Source organism: Stenotrophomonas nitritireducens, assembly GCF_050984405.1.
Lineage (GTDB): Bacteria > Pseudomonadota > Gammaproteobacteria > Xanthomonadales > Xanthomonadaceae > Stenotrophomonas > Stenotrophomonas nitritireducens_B.
Map to the genome: position 1 here is coordinate 2,213,730 of NZ_CP158790.1, position 24,711 is coordinate 2,238,440.

Genomic DNA, 24,711 nt, shown 5'->3' on the forward strand with positions numbered 1-24,711 from the left:
ATGACAACGCCGACGCTACTGCCGTTGACCGCCGCCGACCTCCCGCCGCTGCTGCCCGAATTGGTGGTGATCGGCGGTGCCTTCGCCCTGCTGATCCTCGACCTGTTCATCAGCAACCGCCACAAGGTCTGGACCCACTTCCTGTCGGTCGCCATCCTCGCCATCGCCTTCGTGCTGCTGCTGGGCGGCGTGGGCGGGCAGGGCGAGGTGTTCCACGGCATGTTCATCCGCGACAACGCCGCCGACGTCATGAAGACGGTGGTGGTGCTGGTCAGCGGCCTGACCCTGGTCTACGGCTGGAGCTACCTGCGCGAGCGCAGCCTGTACCAGGGCGAGATCGCGGTGCTGATCCTGTTCGCCACCGCCGGCATGATGCTGCTGGTGTCGGCCGGCAGCCTGCTGATGGTCTACCTGGGGCTGGAGCTGCTGGCGCTGTGTTCCTACGCGCTGGTCGCCAGCAACCGCGAGAACAAGCTGGCCGCCGAGGCGGGCATGAAGTACATCGTGCTCGGTTCGCTGGCCTCGGGCCTGCTGCTGTACGGCATGTCGCTGGTCTACGGCGCCACCGGTTCGCTGCACCTGGACGTGATCCATGACGCGGCCGCGCATTCGGACGAACGCATGCTGCTGCTGACCGGCGCGGTGTTCATGGTCGCCGGCGTCGCCTTCAAGCTTGGCGCCGCGCCGTTCCACATGTGGCTGCCGGACGTCTACCAGGGCGCGCCGGCCCCGATCGCGCTGTTCATCAGCTCGGCGCCGAAGCTGGCCGCCTTCGGCATGGCCTACCGCCTGCTCGAAGCCGGCGTCGGTCCGCTGTCGGCCGAGCTGCAGTACGTGCTGGCCGGCCTGGCGGCGCTGTCGCTGGTGGTCGGCAACCTGATGGCCATCGCCCAGGTCAACCTCAAGCGCATGCTGGCCTATTCGACCGTCTCGCACATCGGTTTCCTGCTGATGGGCGTGGCCGGCGGCGGCGCGGCGGGCTACTCGGCGGCGATGTTCTACGCCGTGGCCTACGCGATCATGTCCACCGCCGCCTTCGGCGTGATCGTCGCCCTGTCGCGCGCCGGCTTCGAGGCCGAGAGCATCGACGACTTCAAGGGCCTGAACGCGCGCAACCCGTGGATGGCCGGCCTGATGCTGTGCGCCATGTTCTCGCTGGCCGGCATCCCGCCGTTCCTGGGCTTCTGGGCCAAGCTGGCGGTGCTGGGCGCCGCGGTCAACGGCGGGTTGCTGTGGCTGGTGATCCTGGGCGTGATCAGCGCGGTGGTGGGCTGCTTCTACTACCTGCGCGTGGTCAAGGTCATGTACTTCGACGAGCCGGTGGGCGAGCCGCTGCCGCGCAACAACGACCGCGTCCTGGGCATCGTGCTGGGCGTGAACTGCGTGGCACTGCTGGTGCTGCCGGTGGCCCTGGGGCCGCTGCTGGCGTGGATGCGCAACGCATTTGCACATCTTTCATGAAAAACGATACAAAACGGCGCGATTCATGTAATATGCGCGCCCTGAGTTGATGGCGTCGCCGGGAAGCCGGTGTCGCCGGGCCATCGCAAGATGGTCGACCGGAACGGCAGCGTTCCGGGTTTCAGTGGAATCCCCGGGTTTCCTGAAACAATGAAGTAAAAAAGACTTGCGGTAACGGTCCAATTACTTCATAATTCCGCTTCTGCTGCGGGGTGGAGCAGTCTGGCAGCTCGTCGGGCTCATAACCCGAAGGTCGCAGGTTCAAATCCTGCCCCCGCTACCAGTTCCGGCCTTTTTCAACATCTTGTTGTGGAAGGCTGAATCTGGGCTCGTAGGAACGATTGCTTCCGTTCCTGCAACCGGAATCCAGTCACCGGATTCATACCGGACAAAGGGCCCAGTCGGGCCCTTTGTTGTTTCCGCGAAACGAAAAGTCCGGCTGGGTTTCCCCCACGTTCCCCATTACCGAAATCAAGGCAGGCTGTGAGCGACAAGGCTACTGAAATCGCGAATCTGCTGGGCCCCACCGTGCAGGCGCTGGGCCTGGATCTGCTGGGTGCCGAGTATCTGCCGGCGCCGGGCGGCGCGACGCTGCGTCTGTACATCGACGTGCCGCTGGACGAGCAGCCCGAGCGCATGGTCAACATCGACGACTGCGAGCGGGTGAGCCGCGAGGTGTCCGCGCAGCTGGACGTCGAGGACCCGATCAGCGGCAACTACACGCTGGAAGTGTCCTCGCCGGGCGTGGACCGCCCGCTGTTCACGCTGGAGCACTTCGAGCAGCACCTGGGCCAGTCCGCAAAGGTGGGCCTGAAGCTGCCGCAGGAGAACCGCCGCCGTCTGCAGGGCGAGATCGCCGCGGTGGACGCCGACGCCGGCACCGTGACCTTCGTCGTCGATGGCAGGCCGTTCGTGGCCGCCTTCGACAACATCGACAAGGCGCGCATCATTCCGGACTGGGCCGCGCTTGGCCTGGCTCCGACCAAACCGACCGGTCCGGCCCCCAAGCAGGGCGGCGCGGCCAAGAACAAATCCAATAACGAAACCGCGGCCCGCAAGCCGCGCGCGGAGTAAGCCGATGAGCAAGGAACTTCTGCTGGTAGTCGACGCGGTCGCCAATGAAAAAGGCGTGCCGCGCGAAGTGATCTTCGACGCGATCGAGGCCGCGCTCGCCTCGGCGGCGAAGAAGCGCTACGTGGACCAGGACGTGCTGGCGCGCGTGGCGATCGACCACAAGGACGGCAGCTACGAAACCTTCCGCCGCTGGGAGGTCGTGGCCGACGACGTGGTGATGGAATCGCCGGACCGCCAGATCCGCCTGATGGACGCGATCGACGAGGCCGACGGCGTCGAGGTCGGCGACTACATCGAGGAGCAGATCGAGAACCCGGACTTCGGCCGCATCGCCGCGCAGGCCGCCAAGCAGGTGATCGTGCAGCGCGTGCGCGAGGCCGAGCGCCAGCAGGTCGTGGACGCATGGAAGGACCGCGTCGGCGAACTGGTGACCGGCGTGGTCAAGCGCGCCGAGCGCGGCAACATCTATGTAGACCTGGGCGGCAACGCCGAGGCCTTCATCCCGAAGGACAAGGGCATTCCGCGCGACGTGCTGCGCGCCGGCGACCGCGTGCGCGGCTACCTGGCCGAGGTGCGTTCGGAGCCGCGCGGACCGCAGCTGTTCATCAGCCGCGCCGCGCCGGAATTCATGATCGAGCTGTTCAAGCTGGAAGTGCCGGAAGTCGGCCAGGGCCTGGTCGAGATCAAGGCCTGCGCCCGCGACCCGGGCGACCGCGCCAAGATCGCCGTCATCGCCCACGACAGCCGCACCGATCCGATCGGCGCCTGCATCGGCATGCGCGGTTCGCGCGTGCAGGCCGTGAGCAACGAGCTCAACGGCGAGCGCGTGGACATCGTGCTGTGGAACGAGAACCCGGCCAACTTCGTCATCAACGCGATGGCGCCGGCCGAAGTGCAGTCCATCATCGTCGATGAGGAAAAGCACTCGATGGACCTGGCCGTGGCCGAGGAGCGCCTGGCGCAGGCCATCGGCAAGGGCGGCCAGAACGTGCGCCTGGCCAGCCGCCTGACCGGCTGGCAGCTCAACGTGATGACCCAGGACCAGGTCACCGCCAAGTCGGAAGCCGAGCAGACCGTCGCCCGCCAGCTGTTCATGGACAAGCTGGAAGTGGACGAGGAGATCGCCGGCATCCTGGTCAGCGAGGGCTTCAGCACCGTCGAGGAAATCGCCTACGTGCCGATCGGCGAGCTGCTGGCCGTCGAGGGCTTCGACGAGGACATCGTCGAGGAACTGCGCGCCCGCGCCCGCGACGCGCTGCTCAACGAGGCGCTCGCGGTGGAGGAGGGCGCCGAAGGCGGCGTGCCGGCCGAGGACCTGCTGGCGCTGCCGGGCATGGACGAGGCCACGGCCTACGCGCTCGCCGGCAACGGCGTGCGCACCAGTGAGGATCTGTCGGACCTGGCTGCCGACGAGATCCTGGAGTTCGGCATCGAAGGCATGGATCTGGAGCGCGCCGCGGCGCTGGTCCTGGCCGCCCGCGCCGAGGAGATCGCCCGTCTGGAGCGCGGCGAATGAGCCAGCGATGAACAGTGCCCTGAGCCGCTCAGGGCGTAGACTCCGCGCTGCCTTCGTCCGTATCGAGGGGGCGCCAACAAGATCATAGGATCCGAATGTCGCAGCAAACCACCATCCGCAAGCTCGCCCAACTGGTCAACACGCCGGTGGAGAAACTGCTGGAACAGCTGGCCCAGGCCGGCATGAAGTTCAGCGGTCCCGACCAGGTCGTGACCAGCGCCGAGAAAGTGAAGCTGCTCGGTTTCCTTCGCCGTTCCCACGGCAAGGACGAGCAGGTCGCCGACGAGGCTGACGCCGCGCCGAAGAAGATCACCCTGAGCCGTCGCACGCAGCAGGAAGTGACCGTCAATGCCGGCCGCAGCAAGACCACGGTCAATGTCGAGGTGCGCCAGAAGCGCACCTACGTCAAGCCGGCTGCCGGCGCGCCGATGGATGCGGATGCCGAGCGCGCCGAGATCCTGCGCAAGCTCGAGGAGTCGCGCCAGCGCAACCTCGAGGAGCAGCGCATGCTGGCCGAGAAGGACCGCGCGCGCGACGAGGAAATGGTGGCGCGCCAGAAGGCGGCCGAGGATGCCGAGCGCGAGCGCGCGGAAGCCGAGCGCCAGGCCGCGGAGGAGGCTGCCAAGGCCGCCGAAGCAGCCAAGGCCGCGCCTGCGGCACCGGCCGTCAGGCAGCCGATCATCGAGACGCTGACGCCGCGTCCTGCGCGCAACGCCTCGGCCACGCCGCGTCCTGCGACGCCGGCGCCGGCACCTGCGCGCGACGAGCGCGGCGGCGCACATGCCAAGCCGGGCAACAAGTCCCGTGGCGGTCAGTCGGAGGATGAGGGCGGCAAGCGTTTCGGCGGTCAGCTGCACCTGTCGCCGTCCGACCGCGCCCGCCGCGGCAACAACAGCAATTCGCGTGGTCGCCCGGGCGCGCGTGCGCCGCAGGGGCGTCGCGGCAACGAGCAGTCGCGCGGCGGTGGCGGCAGCCACGGCTTCGAGCGTCCGACCGCGCCGGTGGTGCGCGAGGTCGCCATCGGCGACACCATCACCGTGGCCGATCTGGCGCAGAAGCTGGCGCTGAAGGGCGGCGAGGTGGTCAAGGCGCTGTTCAAGATGGGCGTGATGGCCACCATCACCCAGTCCATCGACCACGACACCGCCGCGCTGGTGACCGAGGAGCTCGGCCACAAGGTGGTGCGTGCCGGCAACAACGATGCCGAGGACGCGCTGCTGGCCATCACCGATGTCGACCAGGGCGACGCCGTGCCGCGTCCGCCGGTGGTCACCATCATGGGCCACGTCGACCACGGCAAGACCTCGCTGCTGGACTACATCCGCCGCACCAAGGTCGCCAATGGCGAGGCCGGCGGCATCACCCAGCACATCGGCGCCTATCACGTGGAAACGCCGAAGGGCGTGATCAGCTTCCTCGACACCCCGGGCCACGCCGCGTTCACCTCGATGCGCGCCCGCGGCGCGCAGCTGACCGACGTGGTGGTGGTGGTGGTGGCGGCCGACGACGGCGTCATGCCGCAGACCAGGGAAGCCATCCAGCACGCCCGCGCGGCCAACGCGCCGATCGTGGTGGCGATCAACAAGATCGACAAGTCCTCGGCCGACCCGATGCGGGTCAAGAACGAACTGCTCGCCGAGCAGGTCGTGGCCGAGGATTTCGGCGGCGACACGCAGATGGTGGAGATCTCGGCCAAGACCGGCCAGGGCATTGACGACCTGCTGGACGCGATCTCGCTGCAGGCCGAAGTGCTGGAGCTGAAGGCCGTGGCCGAAGGCCGCGCCGCCGGCGTGGTGATCGAATCGTCGCTGGACAAGGGCCGCGGCCCGGTCGCGACGGTGCTGGTGCAGCAGGGCCAGCTCAAGAAGGGCGACTACCTGGTGTGCGGCATCCAGTACGGCCGTGTGCGTGCGCTGTTCGACGAGACCGGCCGGCAGGTTGCCGAGGCCGGCCCGTCGATCCCGGTGCAGGTGCTGGGCCTGTCCGGCGTGCCGGATGCCGGCGACGACTTCGTGGTCGTCGACGACGAGCGCCTGGCCAAGGACGTGGCGCAGCAGCGCGAGACCAAGCGCCGCGAGTCGCGTCTGGTCGCCACGGCGGGCAGCCGCATGGAAGACATCATGGCGCAGATGGGCAAGGGCGAAGGCCAGCAGGTGCTGAACCTGCTGATCAAGGCCGACGTCCAGGGCTCGGTGCAGGCGCTGAGCCAGTCGCTGGTGGGCCTGTCCAACGACGAGATCCGGATCAACGTGATCCACTCCGGCGTGGGCGGCATCACCGAGTCGGACGCCAATTCGGCGGCCGCCTCCAAGGCCACGGTCATCGGCTTCAATGTGCGCGCGGACGCTTCGGCCCGCCGCATCATCGAATCCAACGGCATCGACCTGCGTTACTTCTCGATCATCTATGACGTGATCGACCAGGTGAAGCAGGTGGCTTCGGGCCTGCTGGGCGTGGAGATCCGCGAAGAGATCATCGGCATCGCCGAGGTCCGCGACGTGTTCCGCAGCTCGAAGCTGGGCGCCATCGCCGGCTGCATGGTCATCGAGGGCGTGGTCAAGCGGAACAAGCCGATCCGCGTGCTGCGCGACAGCGTGGTGGTGTTCGAAGGCGAACTGGAATCGCTGCGCCGCTTCAAGGAGAACGTGGAAGAGGTCCGCAACGGTACCGAATGCGGTATCGGCGTGAAGGCCTACAACGACGTCAAGGCCGGCGACCAGATCGAGTGCTTCGAGCGCATCGAAGTGCCGCGCACCCTGTAACAACGCAGTACCGGCCGGCCCGCATCACGCGGGCCGGCCGCGCTTTCCCCCGCAGCAACCAGACGAGCGAGATTCCGTGCCCAAGACCTTCCACCGTACCGACCGAGTTTCCGCGCAGATCCGCCGCGATCTGGGCACGCTGGTGCATGCCGCCGTGCGCGAGCACGGGCTGCCGTCGGTCAGCGTCTCGGACGTGGAGGTCACCCGCGACATGGCCCATGCCAAGGTGTTCGTCACCGCGCTGATGCCGGAGCGTTCGCTCGAGGCGGTCAAGGGCCTGCGCGAGTTGGCCGGCGAGCTGCGCATGGGCCTGGCCCGTGCGATGAAGCTGCGCCACGTGCCCGAACTGCATTTCCATTACGACGATTCGGTGGACCGCGGCGAGCGCATCGACAATCTGCTGCGCGATCTGCCGGATGTGCAGGCGGCGCAGTCCGATGCTGGCGATGAGGAAGGCAGGAAGGCCTGAGCTTTCGAGCCTGTTCCTTCTCCCTGCGGGAGAGGGTGCCCGAAGGGCGGATGAGGGTCGGACGGAGCGGTGACGGCTGAGCCATCCGTTCCTGTTTCGAAGCGAAGCAACAGCTTTCGCTTCCGCTGCGTACGGGCGAGTTGCTTCTCTGGAAGGGAGTTCCAGGAGGCCGAAGCGCAACTGCAACCGCAGCAACAAAGCAGAGCAAAGCATTCCCCATGCGTCCCCGTATCCAATTCCGCCGCCTGGACGGCATCGTCCTGCTCGACAAGCCCGCCGGCATGAGTTCCAACACCGCGCTGCAGGTGGCGCGGCGCCTGTTCCGGGCGGAGAAGGGCGGGCATACCGGCAGCCTCGATCCGCTGGCCACCGGCCTGCTGCCGCTGTGCTTCGGCGAGGCGACCAAGATCGCCGGCCTGCTGCTGGGCTCGGCCAAGGCCTACGACGCGGAGATCGCGCTGGGCGCGACCACCGATACCGACGACGCCGATGGCGCGGTGCTGCTGCAGCGCCCGGTGCCGGCCATCGATGCGCAGGCGCTGCGGCAGGCGCTGGAGCCGCTGACCGGGCACATCCGCCAGCGCGCGCCGATCTATTCGGCGCTCAAGCAGGGCGGCGAGCCGCTGTACGTGAAGGCGCGCCGCGGCGAGACCATCGAGGCGCCGGAGCGGGACGTGCACGTCCAGTCCATCGAGGTACTGGAGCAGCAGCCGGAGCGGCTGCGCCTGCGCGTGACCTGCGGCTCGGGCACCTACATCCGCAGCCTCGCCCGCGACCTGGGCGAGGCGCTGGGCTGCGGCGCGCACATCACCGCGCTGCGCCGGCTGTGGGTGGACCCGTTCCTGTCCCCGCGCATGATCGGCCTGGACGAACTGCGCGCCCTGGCCGAAGGCGGCGACGATGCGGCGCTGCTGGAATGGCTGCTGCCGCTGGAGGCCGGGCTGAGCCATTTCGGCCGGGTCGAGCTGGACGCCGGCCGCGCGCAGCGCTTCTGCATGGGCCAGCGCCTGCGCGAGCTATCCTGGCCGCGCGGCCTGGTGGCGGTGTTCGGCGACGACGGCAGGGCGCTGGGGCTGGGGCAGGTGGACGACACCGGACGGCTGGCGCCGCAGCGCCGCTTCAATTCCTGAACGGCCGCTCCGCCGGGGGCGGGGCAGTGCGCGCCTTGTCGCGGCAGGCGCGGATCGTTACAATTCTGCGGCCCTTTGCCGGGCACCGGTCCGCCGTCGGCGGGCCGTATTCCTTGAAACGGCGAGCTGCGCGGTGCGTCATCAGCACGTTCCTGCCGGCCACGCATCCAGAGAAAACATCATGTCGATCGACACCCAGAAAGTTATTGAAGACAACAAGCGCGGCGCCAACGACACCGGTTCGCCGGAAGTCCAGGTCGCCCTGCTGACCGCCCGCATCGAGCAGCTGACCGAGCACTTCAAGCTGCACAAGAAGGATCACCACAGCCGCCGCGGTCTGCTGCAGCTGGTCAACCGCCGCCGCAGCCTGCTCGACTACCTGAAGAAGAAGGACGTCGAGCGCTACAAGGGCCTGATCGAAAAGCTTGGCCTGCGTCGCTAAGCAGCAACCCCTCCGCGGCGCAGCGATGCGCCGCGGTTTTGTTTTTGCAGTTCAACCGTATTTCCGGTGCCGGAACAACCGGCCACCCGCTGGCGACAAGGGTCGCCGACGGTCCATTCGCAGACAGCATCCCCAAGGACACCCTCCGTGGCAAAAATCACCAAAACCTTCCAGTACGGCAAGCACACCGTCACGCTTGAGACCGGCGAAGTCGCCCGTCAGGCCAGCGGCGCCGTCATCGTCAAGATGGACGACACCGTGCTGCTGGTCACTGCCGTCGCCGCCAAGAGCGCGCGCGAAGGCCAGGACTTCTTCCCGCTGACCGTTGATTACCAGGAGAAGTTCTACGCCGGTGGCCGCATCCCGGGTGGCTTCTTCAAGCGCGAAGGCCGCGCGACGGAGAAGGAAACGCTGATCTCGCGCCTGATCGACCGTCCGATCCGCCCGCTGTTCCCGGAAGACTACAAGAACGAAGTGCAGATCATCGCCACGGTGATGTCGCTGAACCCGGAAGTGGACGGCGACATCGCCGCCCTGATCGGCGCCTCGGCCGCCCTGTCGCTGGCCGGCACCCCGTTCAAGGGCCCGATCGGCGCCGCCAAGGTCGGCTACAAGAACGGCGAGTACATCCTCAACCCGACCGTGTCGGAGCTGAAGGAATCGCAGCTGGAGCTGGTCGTGGCCGGCACCGCCAACGCCGTGCTGATGGTTGAATCCGAAGCCGCGCTGCTGTCCGAAGAAGTGATGCTGGGCGCCGTGACCTTCGGTCACCGCGAGATGCAGAAGGTCATCAACGCGATCAACGAGCTGACCGTCGAAGCCGGCACCAAGCCGAGCGACTGGGTCGCCCCGGCCAAGAACGAGGCGCTGATCTCGGCGCTGAAGGAAGCCATCGGCGGCAAGCTGGCCGAGGCCTTCCAGGTGCGCGACAAGCTGCAGCGCCGCGACGCCATCGCCGCGATCAAGAAGGATGTGACCGAGCAGCTGGCCGGCCGCGTCGCCGCCGAGGGCTGGAACCCGGCCGAGCTGTCGAAGGAATTCGGCGAGCTGGAATACCGCACCATGCGCGACTCGGTGCTGGACACCAAGGTTCGCATCGACGGCCGCGCCCTGGATACCGTGCGCCCGATCAGCGTCAAGGCCGGCGTGCTGCCGCGCACCCACGGCTCGGCGCTCTTCACCCGTGGCGAGACCCAGGCCATCGTGGTCACCACGCTGGGTACCGCCCGCGACGGCCAGATCATCGATGCCGTCTCCGGCGAGTACAAGGAAAACTTCCTGTTCCATTACAACTTCCCGCCCTACTCGGTGGGTGAGTGCGGCCGTTTCGGCGCGCCGAAGCGCCGCGAGATCGGCCACGGCCGCCTGGCCAAGCGCGGCGTGCTGGCGGTGATGCCGACCATCGAGGAATTCCCGTACACCATCCGCGTGGTGTCGGAAATCACCGAATCCAACGGCTCCTCGTCGATGGCCTCGGTGTGCGGTTCCTCGCTGGCGCTGATGGATGCCGGCGTGCCGGTCAAGGCGCCGGTGGCGGGCATCGCCATGGGCCTGGTGAAGGAAGACGACCGTTTCGTCGTGCTGAGCGACATCCTGGGTGACGAAGACCACCTGGGCGACATGGACTTCAAGGTCGCCGGTACCTCCGAAGGCGTGTCCGCGCTGCAGATGGACATCAAGATCGAAGGCATCACCGAAGAGATCATGAAGCAGGCGCTGCAGCAGGCCAAGGCCGGCCGCCTGCACATCCTGGGCGAGATGGCCAAGGCGCTGACCGCGCCGCGCGAGGAGCTGAGCGATTACGCCCCGCGCCTGCTGACCATCAAGATCCACCCGGACAAGATCCGCGAAGTGATCGGCAAGGGCGGCTCGGTGATCCAGGCGATCACCAAGGAAACCGGCACCCAGATCGACATCCAGGACGACGGCACCATCACCATCGCCTCGGTGAACAACGCCGCCGCGCAGGAAGCCAAGCGCCGCATCGAGCAGATCACCTCGGACGTCGAGCCGGGCCGCATCTACGAAGGCAAGGTCGCCAAGATCATGGACTTCGGCGCGTTCGTCACCATCCTGCCGGGCAAGGACGGCCTGGTGCACGTCTCGCAGATTTCCAGCGAGCGCGTGGAGAAGGTCGGCGACAAGCTGAAGGAAGGCGACGTGGTCAAGGTCAAGGTGCTGGAAGTGGACAAGCAGGGCCGCATCCGCCTGTCGATGAAGGCCGTCGAGGAAGGCGAGGGCACCCCGGCCGAGTAAGCCAGGGCGTCACTTCGTTTGAGTTCGGGAAAAGCGGGCCTCTGGCCCGCTTTTTCTTTTGCCGGCGCCGTGGGCGGTGGCGTTCCTCCGGCCCCGTGGCCAGCGCTGCGGCAACGGCGGTTTTCCGTGCGCGCCTTCGTCCTTGAAGCCGGTTCCGCCGGGGCTTTCCCTGCTGCCGGCATGCATGACCCGCCGACAGCCTCCACGACGCCGTTCCCGCAGCATGCAGGGAGACGGTCGTGCGGGGAGGGGCGGAGGATGTCGGGATGGGCCGCAGGGAACCATGGTCTGCCGTGGTGGCGATGGAGCGCCGCGGTGGCTCGCCCGCGGCTCGGCAAGGCTGCCGCGGCGTGTTTCCTGGCCGGCATCGGCGCGGCGCTGTGGGCGCCAGGCCTGCCGCCGTCCTGGCTGCGCTGGGCGCTGCTGCTGGGTGGTATGGCGCTATGGAGCCTGGGACGACGGCCGTGGGCCGGCGCGCTGCTGGCGGGCGCCGGCTGGGCCGCCCTGCAGGCAGGGTGGGTGCTGCAGGGGCAGCTGCCACCCGCATTGGAGCGTGGCGAGGCGGTGCTCGCCGGGACGGTCGTTTCATTGCCCGAGGCCGAGCCACGGCGGACGCGTTTCCGCTTCCGTGTCGACGACGCGCCGGCCCAGCCGGAGCCGCTGCGCGGGCGTCTGCTGCAGCTGGCGTGGTACGACGACTTCGGCAGCACGCAGGCGGGGCCACGGACGGCGCTGCGCGCGGGTGCGCGCTGGCAGTTCCGCGTGCGCCTGCGCGCGCCGCGCGGTCTTGCCAATCCGGGCGGCTTCGATGCCGGGCGCCATGCGCTCGCGCAGCGGATCGCCGCTACGGGGCTGGTCGTGAACGGAAGCCACCAGGTGCTGGGGGCGCCTGCAGGTATCGATGCATGGCGCGAACGCATGGCCGGGCGGATCGACGCTGCCATCGGTACGCCTTCGGCGCGCTACGTGCGCGCCCTGGCGGTCGGCGACACCCGGGCATTGGACGATGGCGACTGGCAGATGCTGCGCACCACCGGGCTGACCCACCTGATCGCCATCTCCGGCTTCCACGTGGGCATGGTCGCCGGCTTCGTCGCCCTGCTCGCGGCCGGGACATGGTGGATGCTGCCCTGGTCCGGACGCTGGTGTCCGCGTTCCCACGCCGCTGCCATCGCCGCCGTCGCGGGTGCCATCGGCTATGCGGCGGTGGCCGGTTTCGCGTTGCCGACCGTGCGCACGGTGCTGATGGTGGCGGCGGTGGCGCTGGCGCGGCTGGGCCGCCGCCGCGCCAGCGTGGCCGGCGCATTGGCACTTGCCGCGCTGGTGGTTCTGGCGTGGGACCCGCTGTCGTTGCTCATGGCCGGGTTCTGGCTGAGTTTCGCCGGCGTGGCCTGGCTGGCCTGGTGCCTGCCCGAACGCCTGCACTGGTTGCGCGGCTTTCTTTCCGCGCAGCGGGTGGCGACCGTGGGGCTGCTGCCGTTCACCGTGATCCTGTTCGACCAGGCCTCGCTCGCCGGACCGCTGGCGAACCTGGTCGCGATCCCGTGGTGGAGCCTGGTGGTGGTGCCCTTGGCGCTGCTCGGCACCGGGCTGGAAGCCCTGCTGCCCGGCGCTGGCGCCTGGGCGTGGCGCGCGTCGGCAGCGTGTTTCGACCTGAGCTGGTCGCCGTTGTCGTGGCTGGGAAGCACCCGTTTCGCGTTGTGGTGGCTGCCGGAAGCGGAAAGCCTGGCATTGCCGCTCGCGCTCGCCGGCGCGCTGTGGCTGCTGCTCCCGCGCGGGGTGCCGGGCAAGGGGCTGGCGGCGCTGCTGTGGCTGCCGTTGCTCTGGCCCGCGCGCGAACAGCCGCGGCACGGGGAGGTCGAACTGGTGCTGCTCGACGTGGGGCAGGGGCTGTCGGTGCTGGTGCGTACCCATGGCCATCGCCTGCTCTACGACGCCGGACCGGCGGCGCGCGATGGCTTCGACGCCGGCGAGCGGGTGGTCGTGCCGGCCCTGCGTGCGCTGGGCGTGAACCGGCTCGACATGATGGTGCTCAGCCACGGCGACAGCGACCACGCCGGCGGTGCCGGCGCTGTCCACCGCGCCATGCCGGTCGGCACCTGGCATGGACCGCCCGGCATGCCGTTGCAGCCGCCGGGGAAAACCGTCGATTGCGCGGCCGGGCTGCGCTGGCAATGGGAGGGCGTGCAGTTCGAATACCTGCACCCGCACACCGGTTTCCCGTACCTGCGCAACGAGTCCAGCTGCGTGCTCCGGGTGCAGTCCCGCCATGGTACGGCGCTGCTGACCGGGGATATCGGCGAGGTCGTCGAGGAAGGCCTGGTGCGTCGCCAGCGCGCGGTGTTGCGGGCCGACGTGGTGCTGGCGCCGCACCACGGCAGCAGGGGCTCGTCGCTGCCGTCGTTCGTGGCCGCGACCGGTGCGCGCCTGGTGCTGGTGTCGGCCGGACAGGGCAACCGGTTCGGGCACCCGCGCCTGGAGGTGGTCGAGCGCTGGCGCCGCGCCGGTGCCGAGGTGCTGGGGACGCCGGGCAGCGGCGCGGTCAGGGTGTGGCTGGGAGAGCGGGGCCTGCAACTGCGCGAGCGCCGCCAGTGGCGTCGCCGCCTCTGGGATGCCGCTGGTCGGGCGCGGGCGGCTGTTATCCTATCGGAGGACGAAAAGACGGCCGTCGCGCCGGAGGGTTGAAACGTGTGGGAACTGGTCAAGGCCGGCGGTTGGCCGATGGTGCCGCTGCTGTTGCTGGGCGTGCTGGCTTTGGCGATCGTCCTGGAGCGTTTCTGGAGCCTGCGGCGCAACGAGGTGCTTCCGCCCGGACTGGGGCAGGAAGTCCGCAACTGGGCCGCGCGCGGCAAGCTTGACGCTTCGCATATCGAGTCGCTGCGCGCGAACTCGCCGCTGGGTGCGCTGCTGGCCGCCGCGCTGGAAGCCCGCAACCGTCCGCGCGACCAGATCCGCGAGCGCATCGAGGATACCGGCCGTCATCTGGTGCATCGCATGGGGCGTTACCTCAACGCGTTGGGCACCATCGCCTCGGCGGGCCCGCTGCTCGGGCTGCTGGGTACGGTGATCGGCATGATCCAGATGTTCCTGGGCATCCTCGACCACGGCGTGGGCGACGTGAATCAGCTGGCCGGCGGCATCGGCAAGGCCCTGGTGTGCACCGCCACCGGCATGATCGTGGCCATCCCCGCGCTGATGTTCCACCGCTATTTCCGCGCGCGCGTGGACGGCTACGTGATCGAGATGGAACACGAGGCCGGCGCGCTGCTGGATACGCTCGATGGCCGCCCGGCGGTGATGGCCGCCGCGCGCCAGGCCCCGCAGGCAGCGACGGCCAAGGCCTGACTCCGCATGCGCATCCGCAACGACCGGGCCCAGGATGAACCGCATATCGATCTGGTGCCCCTGATCGACGTGATCCTGGTGCTGATCATCTTCTTCGTGGTCACCACCACCTTCGACGCGCGCTCCACCCTGCAGGTGCAGCTGCCCACCGCCAGCGACCAGCGCAACGCCGAGCCGCCGCGTTCGCTCAGCGTGCTGGTCAATGCCGACGGCCGCTACTTCATCAACGACCAGGAAGTGCTGCGCACCGACGTGGAGTCGGTGAAGCGGACCATCGTCCAGGTCGCCGGCGACGACCGCGAACAGACCGTGCTGCTGCGCGCCGACGCGCGCACGCCCTACCAGGCCGTGGTGACCGTGCAGGACGCGCTGGGACAGCTCGGCTTCCGCCGCATCGCCATCGCCACCGCACCGGAGACGCAGCGATGAGCCGGCACGAGACTCCCTGGCAGACCTACCGGCGCCTGCTCGATTTCGCCCGGCCCTACCGCGGGCTGCTGCTGATGGCCGCGCTCGGCATGCTGATCGAGGCGGCTGCCGGCGGCGGCTTCCTGGCGCTGATGAGTCCGATCACCAACAACCTGGTGAATCCGGAAGACATCAATCCGTGGATGCCGCTGGCCATCGTCGGCCTGTTCGTGCTGCGCGGCATCGCCGGTTACCTGACCGACATCGGCATGGGCAAGGCCGCGCGCAGCATCGCCCGCGACCTGCGCGTGCGCGTGCTGGGCAAGTACCTGCGCCTGCCCGGGCTGCAGTTCGACAACGAGCCGGTGCCGTCGATGCTGGTGCGGCTGGGCTCGGACAGCGACCAGGTCGCGCAGGCCGCGGTCGACGCGATGAAGGTGGTGCTGCAGCAGTCGCTGCAGGCGCTGGCTTCGCTGGTGATGATGCTGTGGTACAGCTGGCAGGTGACCCTGGCGATCTTCGTGCTGGCGCCGCCGCTGGCGTGGGTGATGGACAGGGTCGCCAAGCGTTACCGCAGCATCAGCCACCGCATCCAGGAAAGCGGCGCGGAACTGCTGCAGGCCGCGGACCAGACCCTGTCCAGCCATCAGGAAGTCAAGATCTACGGCGCGCAGCGCAGCGAACTGGAGCGCTATGGCGCGCTGGCCGATACCAACCTGAAGCTGTCGATGAAGGTCGAGGCCACGCGCAGCATCTCCTCGGCCATGGTGCAGCTGATCGGCGCGGTCGGCCTGGCCGTGCTGCTGCTGATCGCCGGCCACGAGGCGGCCGCCGGGCGCCTGACCGTCGGCGATTTCGTGGCGATGATGCTGGCGATGATGGCGATCATCCCCGCGCTCAAGCAGCTGACCAACGTGCAGAACATGACCCAGCGCGGCATCGCCTCGGCGCAGCGCCTGTTCGTGGTGCTCGACGCCCAGGACGAGCCCGATGCCGGCACCCTCGAGCTGCAGCGGGCAGAGGGGCTGCTGGAGTTCCGCGACGTCACCGCGCGTTATCCGGGGCAGACGCGGCCGGCGATGGAAGGCGTCAGCTTCGTCGCGCGCCCGGGTACGGTGACGGCCATCGTCGGCCGCTCCGGCAGCGGCAAGTCCACCCTGATCAAGCTGATCCCGCGCTTCTACGAGCCCGAGTCCGGGCAGATACTGCTTGATGGCCACCCGGTGCAGGACTACCGGCTGGCCGATCTGCGCCGGCAGATCGCGCTGGTCGGGCAGCAGGTGGTGCTGTTCGACGGCAGCATCGCCCAGAACATCGCCTACGGTGAACTGCAGGACAGCAGCGCCGAACAGCTGGAACAGGCCATCGTCGGCGCCAATGCACGCGAGTTCGTCAACCAGCTGCCGCAGGGCGTGGACGCGCAGGTCGGCGCCAAGGGCGGGCGCCTGTCCGGCGGACAGCGCCAGCGCCTGGCGATCGCGCGCGCCATGCTCAAGGACGCGCCGATCCTGATCCTGGACGAGGCCACCGCCGCGCTGGACAACGAATCGGAGCGGCTGGTGCAGGATGCGCTGCAGCGGCTGATGCCCGACCGCACCACGCTGGTGATCGCGCACCGCCTGTCCACCATCGAACACGCCGACCAGGTGCTGGTGATGGACCAGGGGCGGATCGTCGAACGCGGCACGCACCAGGAACTGCTGGCGCTGGGCGGCCTGTACGAACACCTCTACCGCATGCAGTTCCGGGAAAGGCAGGGCTGATGGCGGGCAAGGGAACGCAGACGCCGGCATGGTGGTATGACGGCGCCCCGGTGCCGTGGACGGCCCGCCTGCTGGCGCCGCTGTATGGCGCCGTCGCCGGCCTGCGCCGCGGGCTGTACCGCCGCGGCTGGCTGCGGCGCCGCCAGGTGCCGGTGCCGGTGATCGTGGTCGGCAACATCACCGCCGGCGGCACCGGCAAGACGCCATTGACCATCGAACTGGTGGAGCGCCTGCGCGATGCCGGCTGGAAGCCGGGCGTGGCCAGCCGCGGCTATGGCCGCGACGACGCCGGCAGCGCCCGCTGGATCACGCCGGACCTGGCGCCGGCGCTGGGCGGCGACGAGCCGGTGCTGACCGCCTGGAAGACCGGCGTGCCGGTACGCGTGGACAGGGACCGCGTCGCCGCGGCCAGGGCGCTGCTGGCGGCCGGCTGCGACGTGGTGATCTGCGACGACGGGCTGCAGCACTACCGGCTGGCGCGCGACATCGAGATCGAGGTGGTCGACGCGCAGCGGCGCTACGGCAACGGCCGGCTGATGCCGGCCGGTCCGCTGCGCGAACCGGCCGCGCGCGCCCGCGACTGCGATTTCCGCGTGGTCAACCTGGGCCAGGCCAGCGACGCCGGCGAAACACCGGCGGCCTGCGGTTTCGGCGAATGGACGATGCGCCTGCGCATCGACAGCGCACGTCCGCTGCGCGGCGGCCGCGAACGCCCGCTGCAGGGCTTCGCCGGCCAGCGCGTGCATGCCGTGGCCGGCATCGCGCATCCGCAGCGCTTCTTCCAGATGCTGCGCGCGCGCGGCATCGGCGTGGTGCCGCATGCGTTCGCCGATCACCACCGCTACCAGCCGGCGGACCTGTCCTTCGGCAGCGAGCTGCCGGTGCTGATGACCGAGAAGGACGCGGTGAAGTGCAGGGCGTTCGCCACCGACTGGCACTACGCGGTGCCGTTGCAGGCTGAGTTGCCGGCGGCGTTCTGGGTGGCGCTGCTGGACCGGCTGGGCAAGCTGGCGCGGGCGTGAGCCCGCGTTGGCGGCGCGGCGGGCGGGCTGCGGCACAGGCTGCCGGAACCCTGCCCGACGGCTGGCTCCCGGCGGGCAAATGCGAACCCGGTCGAAGCCTTGTCACGCGCCCGTGCGCCGCGCCGGCTGCAACCCTTATCCTCATCCGCGAGGTCCTTTCCCGCGGCCGTGCGCGCGTCTCGCGCGGAGAGGAGCCATCAAGTTCTGCCCGGAGCGGGCAAGGAGTGCAGATGATCGTGGTTCCAGAATTCGTGGTGGCGATTCCGGCGCGGTATGCGTCCACCCGCCTGCCGGGCAAGCCGCTGGCCCTGCTCGCCGGGCAGCCGATGGTCGTGCACGTGGCGCGGCGCGCGCTGGCTGCCGGCGCCAGCGAGGCATGGGTGGCCACCGACGACAGGCGCATCGCCGATGCGCTCGATGGCCTGGACGGCATCCGCGTGGCGATGACGCGCGCCGACCACGCCTCCGGCACCGACCGCCTGGCCGAATGCGCGCGCCAGGCCGGCTGGGACGAGGACACCATCGTGGTCAACCTGCAGGGCGACGAGCCCTTCGCCCCGGCAGCCGGTATCCGCGCCGTGGCCGCGACCCTGGCCGCCAGCGGCGCGCCCATGGCGACACTGGCCACGCCGGTGGAGGACGCGCCGACCCTGTTCGACCCCAACGTGGTCAAGCTGGTGCGCAACGCGCAGGGCGATGCGCTGTATTTCAGCCGCGCGCCCATTCCCTGGCACCGCGACGCGTTCGCGCGGTCCACGGCGCAGCTGCCGACGGGGCAATGGCTGCGCCACATCGGCATCTACGGCTACCGCGCCGGCTTCCTGCAGCGGTTCGCGGCGATGCCGCCGGGCGCGCTGGAGCAGGTCGAATCGCTGGAACAGCTGCGCGTGCTGGAGGCGGGCTTCCGCATCGCCGTCGCGCTTTCTCCCGAGCCGTTCCCGCCCGGCATCGACACCCCGGAAGACCTCGCGCGCGCGGCCGCTCTGTTGGAGGACGCGCGTTGAAGCTGCTGGTGGTGTGCCTGGGCAACATCTGCCGCTCGCCGATGGGCGAGGGCGCCCTGCGTGCGCGCATCGCGCGCTCGCCGCTGGCCGGGCGCATCGAGGTGGATTCGGCCGGTACCGCCGGCTGGCACCACGGCAAGGCGCCGGACCCGCGCGCCGTGGCATGCGCGCGTCGCCATGGCGTGGATATCTCCGGGCTGCGCGCGCGCCAGCTGCGGGCCGACGACTTCCTCCGTTTCGACCACATCCTGTGCGCGGACCCGGCCAATCTGGACGACGCCCTGGCCCTGGCGCCACCCGGCACGCAGGACAAGGCCGCGCTGCTGCTGCCGTGGGCGGGCATCGCCACCGCCAGCGTCGTGCCGGATCCCTATTACGGCGACGACGCCGATTTCGAGCACAGCTGGTCGCTGCTCGAGGCCGCCGCCGAGGCGGCGACAAGGCGCCTGTCGGCGCGGCCCGACTCCGGCATAATCGGCCCATGAACGCTCAGCCCGCCATGGATCTTCCCAAGTCCGGCACCTGGCTCAATGCGGCCCCGTCCACGCTGCAGGACCACGCCGGGCGCCCACTGGTGCTGGCCTTCGTCAATGCCGCGTCGGTCTGGTGCGTGCAGCGGCTGTCCGAGGTGCTGCAGTGGCAGGCGCGCAATCCCGGGCGCCTGCAGCTTCTGGTGGTGCAGGTCCCGCGCTTCGATTTCGAACGCGAGCCGCAACCGGCGTTGAAGCTGCTGCGCCGGCACGGCGTCACCGCGCCGATCCTGCTCGACGCGCAGTGGGAAACCTGGCGCCGGTTCGGCATCGAGGCATGGCCGACCCTGTTGCTGATCGATGCCCAGGGCCAGGAGCGCGAGCGCCTGGTGGGCGCGGCCGGCGACCTGGAGCGCAGCCTCAACGCGTTGTGCGAAGGGCTGGCGCGGCCGCTGGACGAGGATCTGCGCGCGGTGCAGGAAACCAACGTGGAGCCGCGCCTGCCGCTGCGTTTCCCGGCCGGGCTGGCCGCAAGCGCCGACCGGCTCTACGTGGCCGATACCGGCCACCACCGCATCCTGGAATGCACCCATGGCGGCCGCGTGCTGCGCCAGTTCGGCGTGGGCAGCGCCGACCTGGTCAACGGCCCGGCCGCAGATGCGGCCTTCAACCGGCCGCATGGCCTGGCGCTGGAGCGCGAGGTGCTCTATGTCGCCGATACCGGCAACCACGCCGTGCGCCGCATCCACCTGCCGAGCGGGCAGGTGGACACCCTGTGCGGCACCGGGCGCGCGGGCGACCCGGTGGCCGGCGTGCTGGCCCAGCCCTGGGACAGTCCGCTGAACCATCCGCTGGACATCGCCATCGTCGACAACCAGCTGCACATCGCCATGGCCGGCGACAACCACATCTGGAGCTACGACCTGGGCATCCGCGCGCTGCGCTGGCGCGCGGGCGCCGGCGCCGTGGAAGTGCGCGACGGCGGCGGCCACCTGGCCGCGTTCGCCCAGCCCTGCGGCGTGGTGGCGGTGCAGCAGGTGCTGTACGTCTGCGACGCGCTGGGTTCGGCGATCCGTTCGCTGCAGCTGCGCGGCGACGTGGTGCAGACGCTGGTCGGGCAGGGGCCGTGGGAATTCGGCATGACCGACGGTCCGCGCGTGCGCGCGCACCTGCAGTACCCGCAAGCGATCGCGATGGGCAGCGAATCGCCGCTGCTGTGGATCGCCGACGCCGGCAATGGCTGCCTGCGCATGCTGCGCCTGGGCGGCGGCGACCTGTCCACGGTCAACCTGCCGCGGCGCCTGCACGGCCCGGCCGCGCTGGCGGTGGCGGCGGGCGCGGTGTGGATCGCCGAAACCGACGCGCATGCGATCCTGCGGTTCGATCCGGTCAGCGGCGAACTGGGCCACGTGCCGATCGAGGAATGAGCGGCAAGGCGACAAGCGGCTTCGACGGCAAGGCGTATGCGGCGGCGCTGAGCACGGCCCCGGGCGTCTACCGCATGTACGCGGCCGACGACACGCTGCTGTACGTCGGCAAGGCCGGCGCGCTGCGCAAGCGCGTGGGCAGCTATTTCAACGGCTCGCCGAAGAGCCGCCGCATCATGATGATGCTCGCGCAGGTGGCGCGGATGGACGTGACCGTCACCCGCACCGAGGCCGAGGCGCTGCTGCTGGAGAACCAGCTGATCAAGTCGCTGGCGCCGCGCTACAACGTCTCCCTGCGCGACGACAAGACCTATCCGCAGGTGCTGCTCACCCGCGAGCAATGGCCGCGCATCGCGCTGCACCGTGGCCCGCGTTCGATTCCCGGCCGGTATTACGGCCCGTATCCGGGCGTGGGTGCGGTGCGCGAGACGCTCAACCTGATGCACAAGCTGTTCAAGCTGCGCAGCTGCGAGGACAGCGTGTTCCGCAACCGCTCCCGTCCCTGCCTGCAGTACCAGATCGGCCGTTGCAGCGCGCCTTGCGTAGAACTGGTGGCGCAGGCCGACTACGACGAATCGGTGCGCCGCGCGGCGCTGTTCCTGGAGGGCAGGAGCGACCAGCTCGCCGACGAGCTGATGCAGGCGATGCAGCAGGCCAGCGACGCGCTGGAGTTCGAACGCGCCGCGCGCCTGCGCGACCTCGTCGCGTCCCTGCGTAGCATGCAGAACCGCCAGTACGTCGACGGCCGCGCCGCCGACCTGGACGTGCTCGCCTGCGCGACGCAGGGCGCCAGCGCCTGCGTGCTGCTGCTGGCCTTCCGCGATGGCCGCAACCTCGGCACGCGCGCCTTCTTCCCGCGCACCAACGGCGAGGACAGCGCCGAGGAAGTGCTGGCCGCGTTCGTGTCGCAGTACTACGTCGAGCACGCGCCGCCGCCGGAAGTGCTGCTGGACCGCGAGATCCCCGACGCGGAGATGATCGAGGCCGCGTTGAGCACGGCGGCCGAGCGCAGGGTCGCGCTGAAATGGAACGTGCGCGGCGAGCGCGCCGGCTACGTGGAACTCGCCAGCCGCAACGCGCAGATCACCCTGGCCAGCGAACTGGACAGCCGTGGCGCGCAGCACGCGCGCAGCGAGGCGGTGCGCGAGCTGCTGGGCCTGGCCGAGCCGGTCAAGCGCGTGGAGTGCTTCGACATCAGCCACACCATGGGCGAGGCGACCGTGGCCTCGTGCGTGGTGTTCGACGCCGCCGGTCCGGTGCGCGCGCAGTACCGGCGCTACAACATCAGCGGCATCGAACCCGGCGACGACTACGCGGCCATGCGCCAGGCCATCGACCGCCGGTTCCGCCGGGCGGTGGAAGAGGGCGGCGTACTGCCCGACGTGCTGCTGATCGACGGCGGCGCCGGGCAGCTCGCGCAGGCCCAGGCCGCGCTGGCCGACCTCGGCGTGGAGGGCGTGCTGCTGGTCGGCGTGGCCAAGGGCGTGGAGCGTCGTGCCGGCCATGAGGCGCTGGTGCTGCCGGACGGACGCGAGATCCGCCCGGGCGCGGCGTCGCCCGCGCTGCAGTTCATCCAGCAGGTGCGTGACGAAGCGCACCGTTTCGCGATCACCGGCCACCGTGGGCGCCGGCAGAAGGCGCGCATGACCAGCAAGCTGGAGGATATTCCCGGCATCGGCCCGCGCCGGCGCGCCAGCCTGCTGAAGCATTTCGGCGGACTGGCCGGTTTGAAGGCGGCGGGCGAAGCGGAGATCGCGCGCGTGGAAGGCATCAATGCCGCCCTTGCAACGCGCATCTACGCTAACCTTCATGGACTGTCGATCCCGGATCCGGCAGCGGAGTAGAGCTGTAATGACCTTGACCGTACCCACCTGGCTGACGCTGCTGCGGATCGTGATGATCCCGGTGCTGGTGCTGGTGTTCTATCTGCCTTACACGTGGACCAACTTCGCCGCGGCCGCGGTGTTCGGCCTGGCGGCGATCACCGATTGGCTCGATGGCTGGGTCGCGCGCCGCTACCAGATGCACTCGGCGTTCGGCGCCTTCCTCGATCCGGTGGCGGACAAACTGATGGTGGCGGTGGCGCTGTTCCTGATCGTGCAGGGGCATCCGACCGCGTGGATGGCGTTCTGGGCCGCGGTGATCGTCGGCCGCGAGATCGCGGTGTCGGCGCTGCGCGAATGGATGGCGGAGATCGGCCAGCGCGCCAAGGTGCGCGTGGCGATGATCGGCAAGATCAAGACCACCGCGCAGATGGTCGCGCTGCTGTGCCTGCTGTATTCGGTTTCGCCGAACACGCCGATGGCGAGCATCTGGATGGGCGGCCCGATTTTCCACATCGGCGACTGGACGCTGGCGATCGCCGCGTTGCTCACGCTGGTGTCGGCCGTGCAGTACCTGCGCGCCGCCTGGCCGAGCCTGCGCGAGGACGAAATCGCCGCGCGTTCGCAGTCGAAAAAAAGATGAAAGAGAGCTGTTGACAGGCAGGCGATTGCATGTAGAATTTCGCCTCCCAAGCGGGAATAGCTCAGTTGGTAGAGCGCAACCTTGCCAAGGTTGAGGTCGCGAGTTCGAGTCTCGTTTCCCGCTCCAGATCGTTGAAAGTTCCGGGTTCGCCAGGAGCATCATCGGGGGAGTCACCTCGTGGATAGCGTGATGGCCATGGCGGCCGGATGCGAATCCAACGGATGGCGGAAGCCTCCGGGAGCGTGAAGAAAGTTGTTAAAAAAGCTGGCGCAATCCCTACGAAGTCTGTAGAATGCACGGCTCCCAAGCGGGAATAGCTCAGTTGGTAGAGCGCAACCTTGCCAAGGTTGAGGTCGCGAGTTCGAGTCTCGTTTCCCGCTCCAGATTACGAAAAAGCCCCGCGAGCGGGGTTTTTTCATATCGGGAGGAAGTTTTTCCTCCTGTACAATCGCAAAGATTCTGGCCTGGTAGCAGAGTGGTTATGCAGCGGATTGCAAATCCGCGTACGCCGGTTCGATTCCGACCCAGGCCTCCATTTGAAGCCCTGATTGATTCAGGGCTTTTTCTTTTCCCGATACCGGCCTGCGGATATTGCCTGGCGTGCAGCCGGTAATGCGGGTGTATGGATGATCGGCTGCCAAGGAACGTGATGACGCTGGCTTTGCAGCTGGCTGGACGCCACGGAAAACCTGTCGAACGCACCAGAACGCGGCTTCCGCAATGGCCATTTGCGAGCGCGACAGGCGCGTGCTTCCCCTTCCGCATTTCTCGCATCCAACATGCGACAGGCGTGCCTCAACAGTCAGCGTCGTGATCCGGGTTTTGACGGCTGCGCACAACGTGCGAACGACGCGAACGGGATGCTTGCGGTCACGGCAAAGGGCCGTGGTTACCAGGAGATCGTCATGACCAATCAGCGCGAGCAGAACCAGAACCCGCAGCAGAATTTCGGGCAGCAGAACCAGGGCAACCAGAACCAGAAGCAGCAGCCCGGCCAGCAGAACCAGGAGCAGGGCCAGCCGCGCAAGGCTCCGGGCCAGGGCAACGACGAGGAAGAGTGAGCGTCGCCGCCCCTGCGGGCGTGTCCGACGGCCCAGTCATCGTGCGATGGCTGGGCTTTTCCTGGTTGGTGGGTTGGAGCTAGACCAGGATCGCCTTGCGGATCGCCCCCATCCGTTCTGCCGTCCTGGCGAATTCGTTGACGATGCGGATGCGCGCCTCGCCGTGCCGCGCGATGGCCGCCTGCTGCAGTTCCTGGTAGACCTGCCAGAATTCCGGCCCGGAGCCGTGCGCGACGTAGGCGGCGTGGAGCTGCATCCACTCCTCGCTGGTCAGGTACTGCGCGCTGTATCCCATGCCGCCCTCCCGTGCTAGAGCTTCCCCCGGGCACGTGAAGATAGCCGCCGATTCATTTCCGGATCGTTCAGAGGATGTCGGCGAAAAATCAAAATGTGATGCATCGGCATGTACTTATGCAGCGCTGGCCCAGCGCCTGAGCGCGGCGGCAGCACTGGATTTGTTTCCGGCCCTTCACAACACCACCCGGAGCGCCGTGGAAGCACTCTGCGGGCGCCGCAGGAGAGCTGAAGATGACCGGGCCTCGGCCGGAGCATGCGGCTCTTGGGTTTCAGCCAGGAAGACGGCGGTCACAATCGCATTCCGCATCGGGTCTCGACGAACGCGCGGCCATGCGGTG

General features: G+C 68.9%; 19 protein-coding genes, 4 tRNA genes and 1 pseudogene. 23 read left to right on the forward strand and 1 reads right to left on the reverse strand.

Annotated elements, in window-relative coordinates; genetic code table 11:
- From nuoN to ABTV91_RS09755, 23 genes and pseudogenes are all read left to right on the forward strand, one after another.
- Positions 1–1,461, forward strand: coding sequence for an NADH-quinone oxidoreductase subunit NuoN (nuoN, locus tag ABTV91_RS09645; RefSeq protein ID WP_433851234.1), 1,461 nt, complete (start codon positions 1–3; stop codon positions 1,459–1,461).
- Positions 1,462–1,667: 206 nt separating this feature from the next.
- A tRNA-Met gene (locus ABTV91_RS09650) sits at positions 1,668–1,744 on the forward strand.
- A gap of 200 nt (positions 1,745–1,944) precedes the next feature.
- Positions 1,945–2,535 carry a ribosome maturation factor RimP gene (gene rimP, locus ABTV91_RS09655; protein ID WP_433851235.1) on the forward strand — a complete coding sequence of 197 codons (591 nt, stop codon included), beginning with the start codon at positions 1,945–1,947 and terminating at the stop codon, positions 2,533–2,535.
- 4 nt (positions 2,536–2,539) lie between these two features.
- Positions 2,540–4,051, forward strand: a complete 1,512-nt coding sequence (nusA, locus tag ABTV91_RS09660; RefSeq protein WP_433851236.1) for a transcription termination factor NusA — start codon at positions 2,540–2,542, stop codon at positions 4,049–4,051.
- Between the two features lie 95 nt (positions 4,052–4,146).
- A complete protein-coding gene (infB, locus tag ABTV91_RS09665) occupies positions 4,147–6,813 on the forward strand; it encodes a translation initiation factor IF-2 (RefSeq protein WP_433851237.1) in 2,667 nt (888 codons plus the stop codon).
- Between the two features lie 76 nt (positions 6,814–6,889).
- On the forward strand, positions 6,890–7,282 hold the full coding sequence (rbfA, locus tag ABTV91_RS09670) for a 30S ribosome-binding factor RbfA (protein WP_433851238.1): 393 nt from the start codon (positions 6,890–6,892) through the stop codon (positions 7,280–7,282).
- Between the two features lie 218 nt (positions 7,283–7,500).
- Positions 7,501–8,412, forward strand: a complete 912-nt coding sequence (gene truB, locus ABTV91_RS09675) for a tRNA pseudouridine(55) synthase TruB (protein WP_433851239.1) — start codon at positions 7,501–7,503, stop codon at positions 8,410–8,412.
- A gap of 181 nt (positions 8,413–8,593) precedes the next feature.
- Entirely contained in the window at positions 8,594–8,854 is a 261-nt protein-coding gene (rpsO, locus tag ABTV91_RS09680; RefSeq protein WP_055769748.1) for a 30S ribosomal protein S15, read from the forward strand.
- A 147-nt stretch (positions 8,855–9,001) separates the two neighbouring features.
- On the forward strand, positions 9,002–11,110 hold the full coding sequence (gene pnp / locus ABTV91_RS09685) for a polyribonucleotide nucleotidyltransferase (RefSeq protein WP_433851240.1): 2,109 nt from the start codon (positions 9,002–9,004) through the stop codon (positions 11,108–11,110).
- Positions 11,111–11,368: 258 nt separating this feature from the next.
- Positions 11,369–13,905, forward strand: a pseudogene (locus ABTV91_RS09690) (DNA internalization-related competence protein ComEC/Rec2); the annotation flags it as partial.
- Positions 13,799–14,455 carry a MotA/TolQ/ExbB proton channel family protein gene (locus tag ABTV91_RS09695; RefSeq protein ID WP_433851241.1) on the forward strand — a complete coding sequence of 219 codons (657 nt, stop codon included), beginning with the start codon at positions 13,799–13,801 and terminating at the stop codon, positions 14,453–14,455. The pseudogene ABTV91_RS09690 and the gene ABTV91_RS09695, both read left to right, overlap by 107 nt.
- A 6-nt stretch (positions 14,456–14,461) precedes the next feature.
- Entirely contained in the window at positions 14,462–14,884 is a 423-nt protein-coding gene (locus ABTV91_RS09700) for an ExbD/TolR family protein (RefSeq protein WP_433851242.1), read from the forward strand.
- Positions 14,881–16,626, forward strand: coding sequence for a lipid A export permease/ATP-binding protein MsbA (gene msbA, locus ABTV91_RS09705; protein ID WP_433851243.1), 1,746 nt, complete (start codon positions 14,881–14,883; stop codon positions 16,624–16,626). Before ABTV91_RS09700 ends, msbA begins: the two co-directional genes overlap by 4 nt.
- Entirely contained in the window at positions 16,626–17,648 is a 1,023-nt protein-coding gene (lpxK, locus tag ABTV91_RS09710; protein WP_433851244.1) for a tetraacyldisaccharide 4'-kinase, read from the forward strand. The genes msbA and lpxK overlap by 1 nt, the downstream gene beginning before the upstream one ends.
- Before the next feature lie 230 nt (positions 17,649–17,878).
- Complete coding sequence (kdsB, locus tag ABTV91_RS09715) at positions 17,879–18,652, forward strand: 3-deoxy-manno-octulosonate cytidylyltransferase (protein WP_433851245.1); 774 nt, start codon at positions 17,879–17,881, stop codon at positions 18,650–18,652.
- Positions 18,649–19,137, forward strand: coding sequence for a low molecular weight protein-tyrosine-phosphatase (locus ABTV91_RS09720; RefSeq protein WP_433851246.1), 489 nt, complete (start codon positions 18,649–18,651; stop codon positions 19,135–19,137). Before kdsB ends, ABTV91_RS09720 begins: the two co-directional genes overlap by 4 nt.
- On the forward strand, positions 19,134–20,549 hold the full coding sequence (locus ABTV91_RS09725) for a hypothetical protein (protein WP_433851247.1): 1,416 nt from the start codon (positions 19,134–19,136) through the stop codon (positions 20,547–20,549). The genes ABTV91_RS09720 and ABTV91_RS09725 overlap by 4 nt, the downstream gene beginning before the upstream one ends.
- The gene (gene uvrC / locus ABTV91_RS09730; RefSeq protein WP_433851248.1) at positions 20,546–22,393 is read left to right on the forward strand and encodes an excinuclease ABC subunit UvrC; all 1,848 of its coding nucleotides are present in this window, start codon (positions 20,546–20,548) and stop codon (positions 22,391–22,393) included. Before ABTV91_RS09725 ends, uvrC begins: the two co-directional genes overlap by 4 nt.
- 7 nt (positions 22,394–22,400) lie before the next feature.
- Positions 22,401–23,015, forward strand: coding sequence for a CDP-diacylglycerol--glycerol-3-phosphate 3-phosphatidyltransferase (gene pgsA, locus ABTV91_RS09735; protein ID WP_433851249.1), 615 nt, complete (start codon positions 22,401–22,403; stop codon positions 23,013–23,015).
- Between the two features lie 50 nt (positions 23,016–23,065).
- Positions 23,066–23,141 (forward strand) — tRNA-Gly (locus ABTV91_RS09740).
- Positions 23,142–23,322: 181 nt separating this feature from the next.
- Positions 23,323–23,398 (forward strand) — tRNA-Gly (locus ABTV91_RS09745).
- Between the two features lie 78 nt (positions 23,399–23,476).
- Positions 23,477–23,550 (forward strand) — tRNA-Cys (locus tag ABTV91_RS09750).
- Between the two features lie 370 nt (positions 23,551–23,920).
- Positions 23,921–24,076 carry a hypothetical protein gene (locus ABTV91_RS09755; RefSeq protein ID WP_433851250.1) on the forward strand — a complete coding sequence of 52 codons (156 nt, stop codon included), beginning with the start codon at positions 23,921–23,923 and terminating at the stop codon, positions 24,074–24,076.
- A 79-nt stretch (positions 24,077–24,155) separates the two neighbouring features.
- Here ABTV91_RS09755 and ABTV91_RS09760 read toward each other — a convergent pair whose 3' ends face one another.
- Positions 24,156–24,371 carry a hypothetical protein gene (locus ABTV91_RS09760; protein ID WP_433851251.1) on the reverse strand — a complete coding sequence of 72 codons (216 nt, stop codon included), beginning with the start codon at positions 24,369–24,371 and terminating at the stop codon, positions 24,156–24,158.
- Between the last annotated feature and the right edge of the window lie 340 nt (positions 24,372–24,711).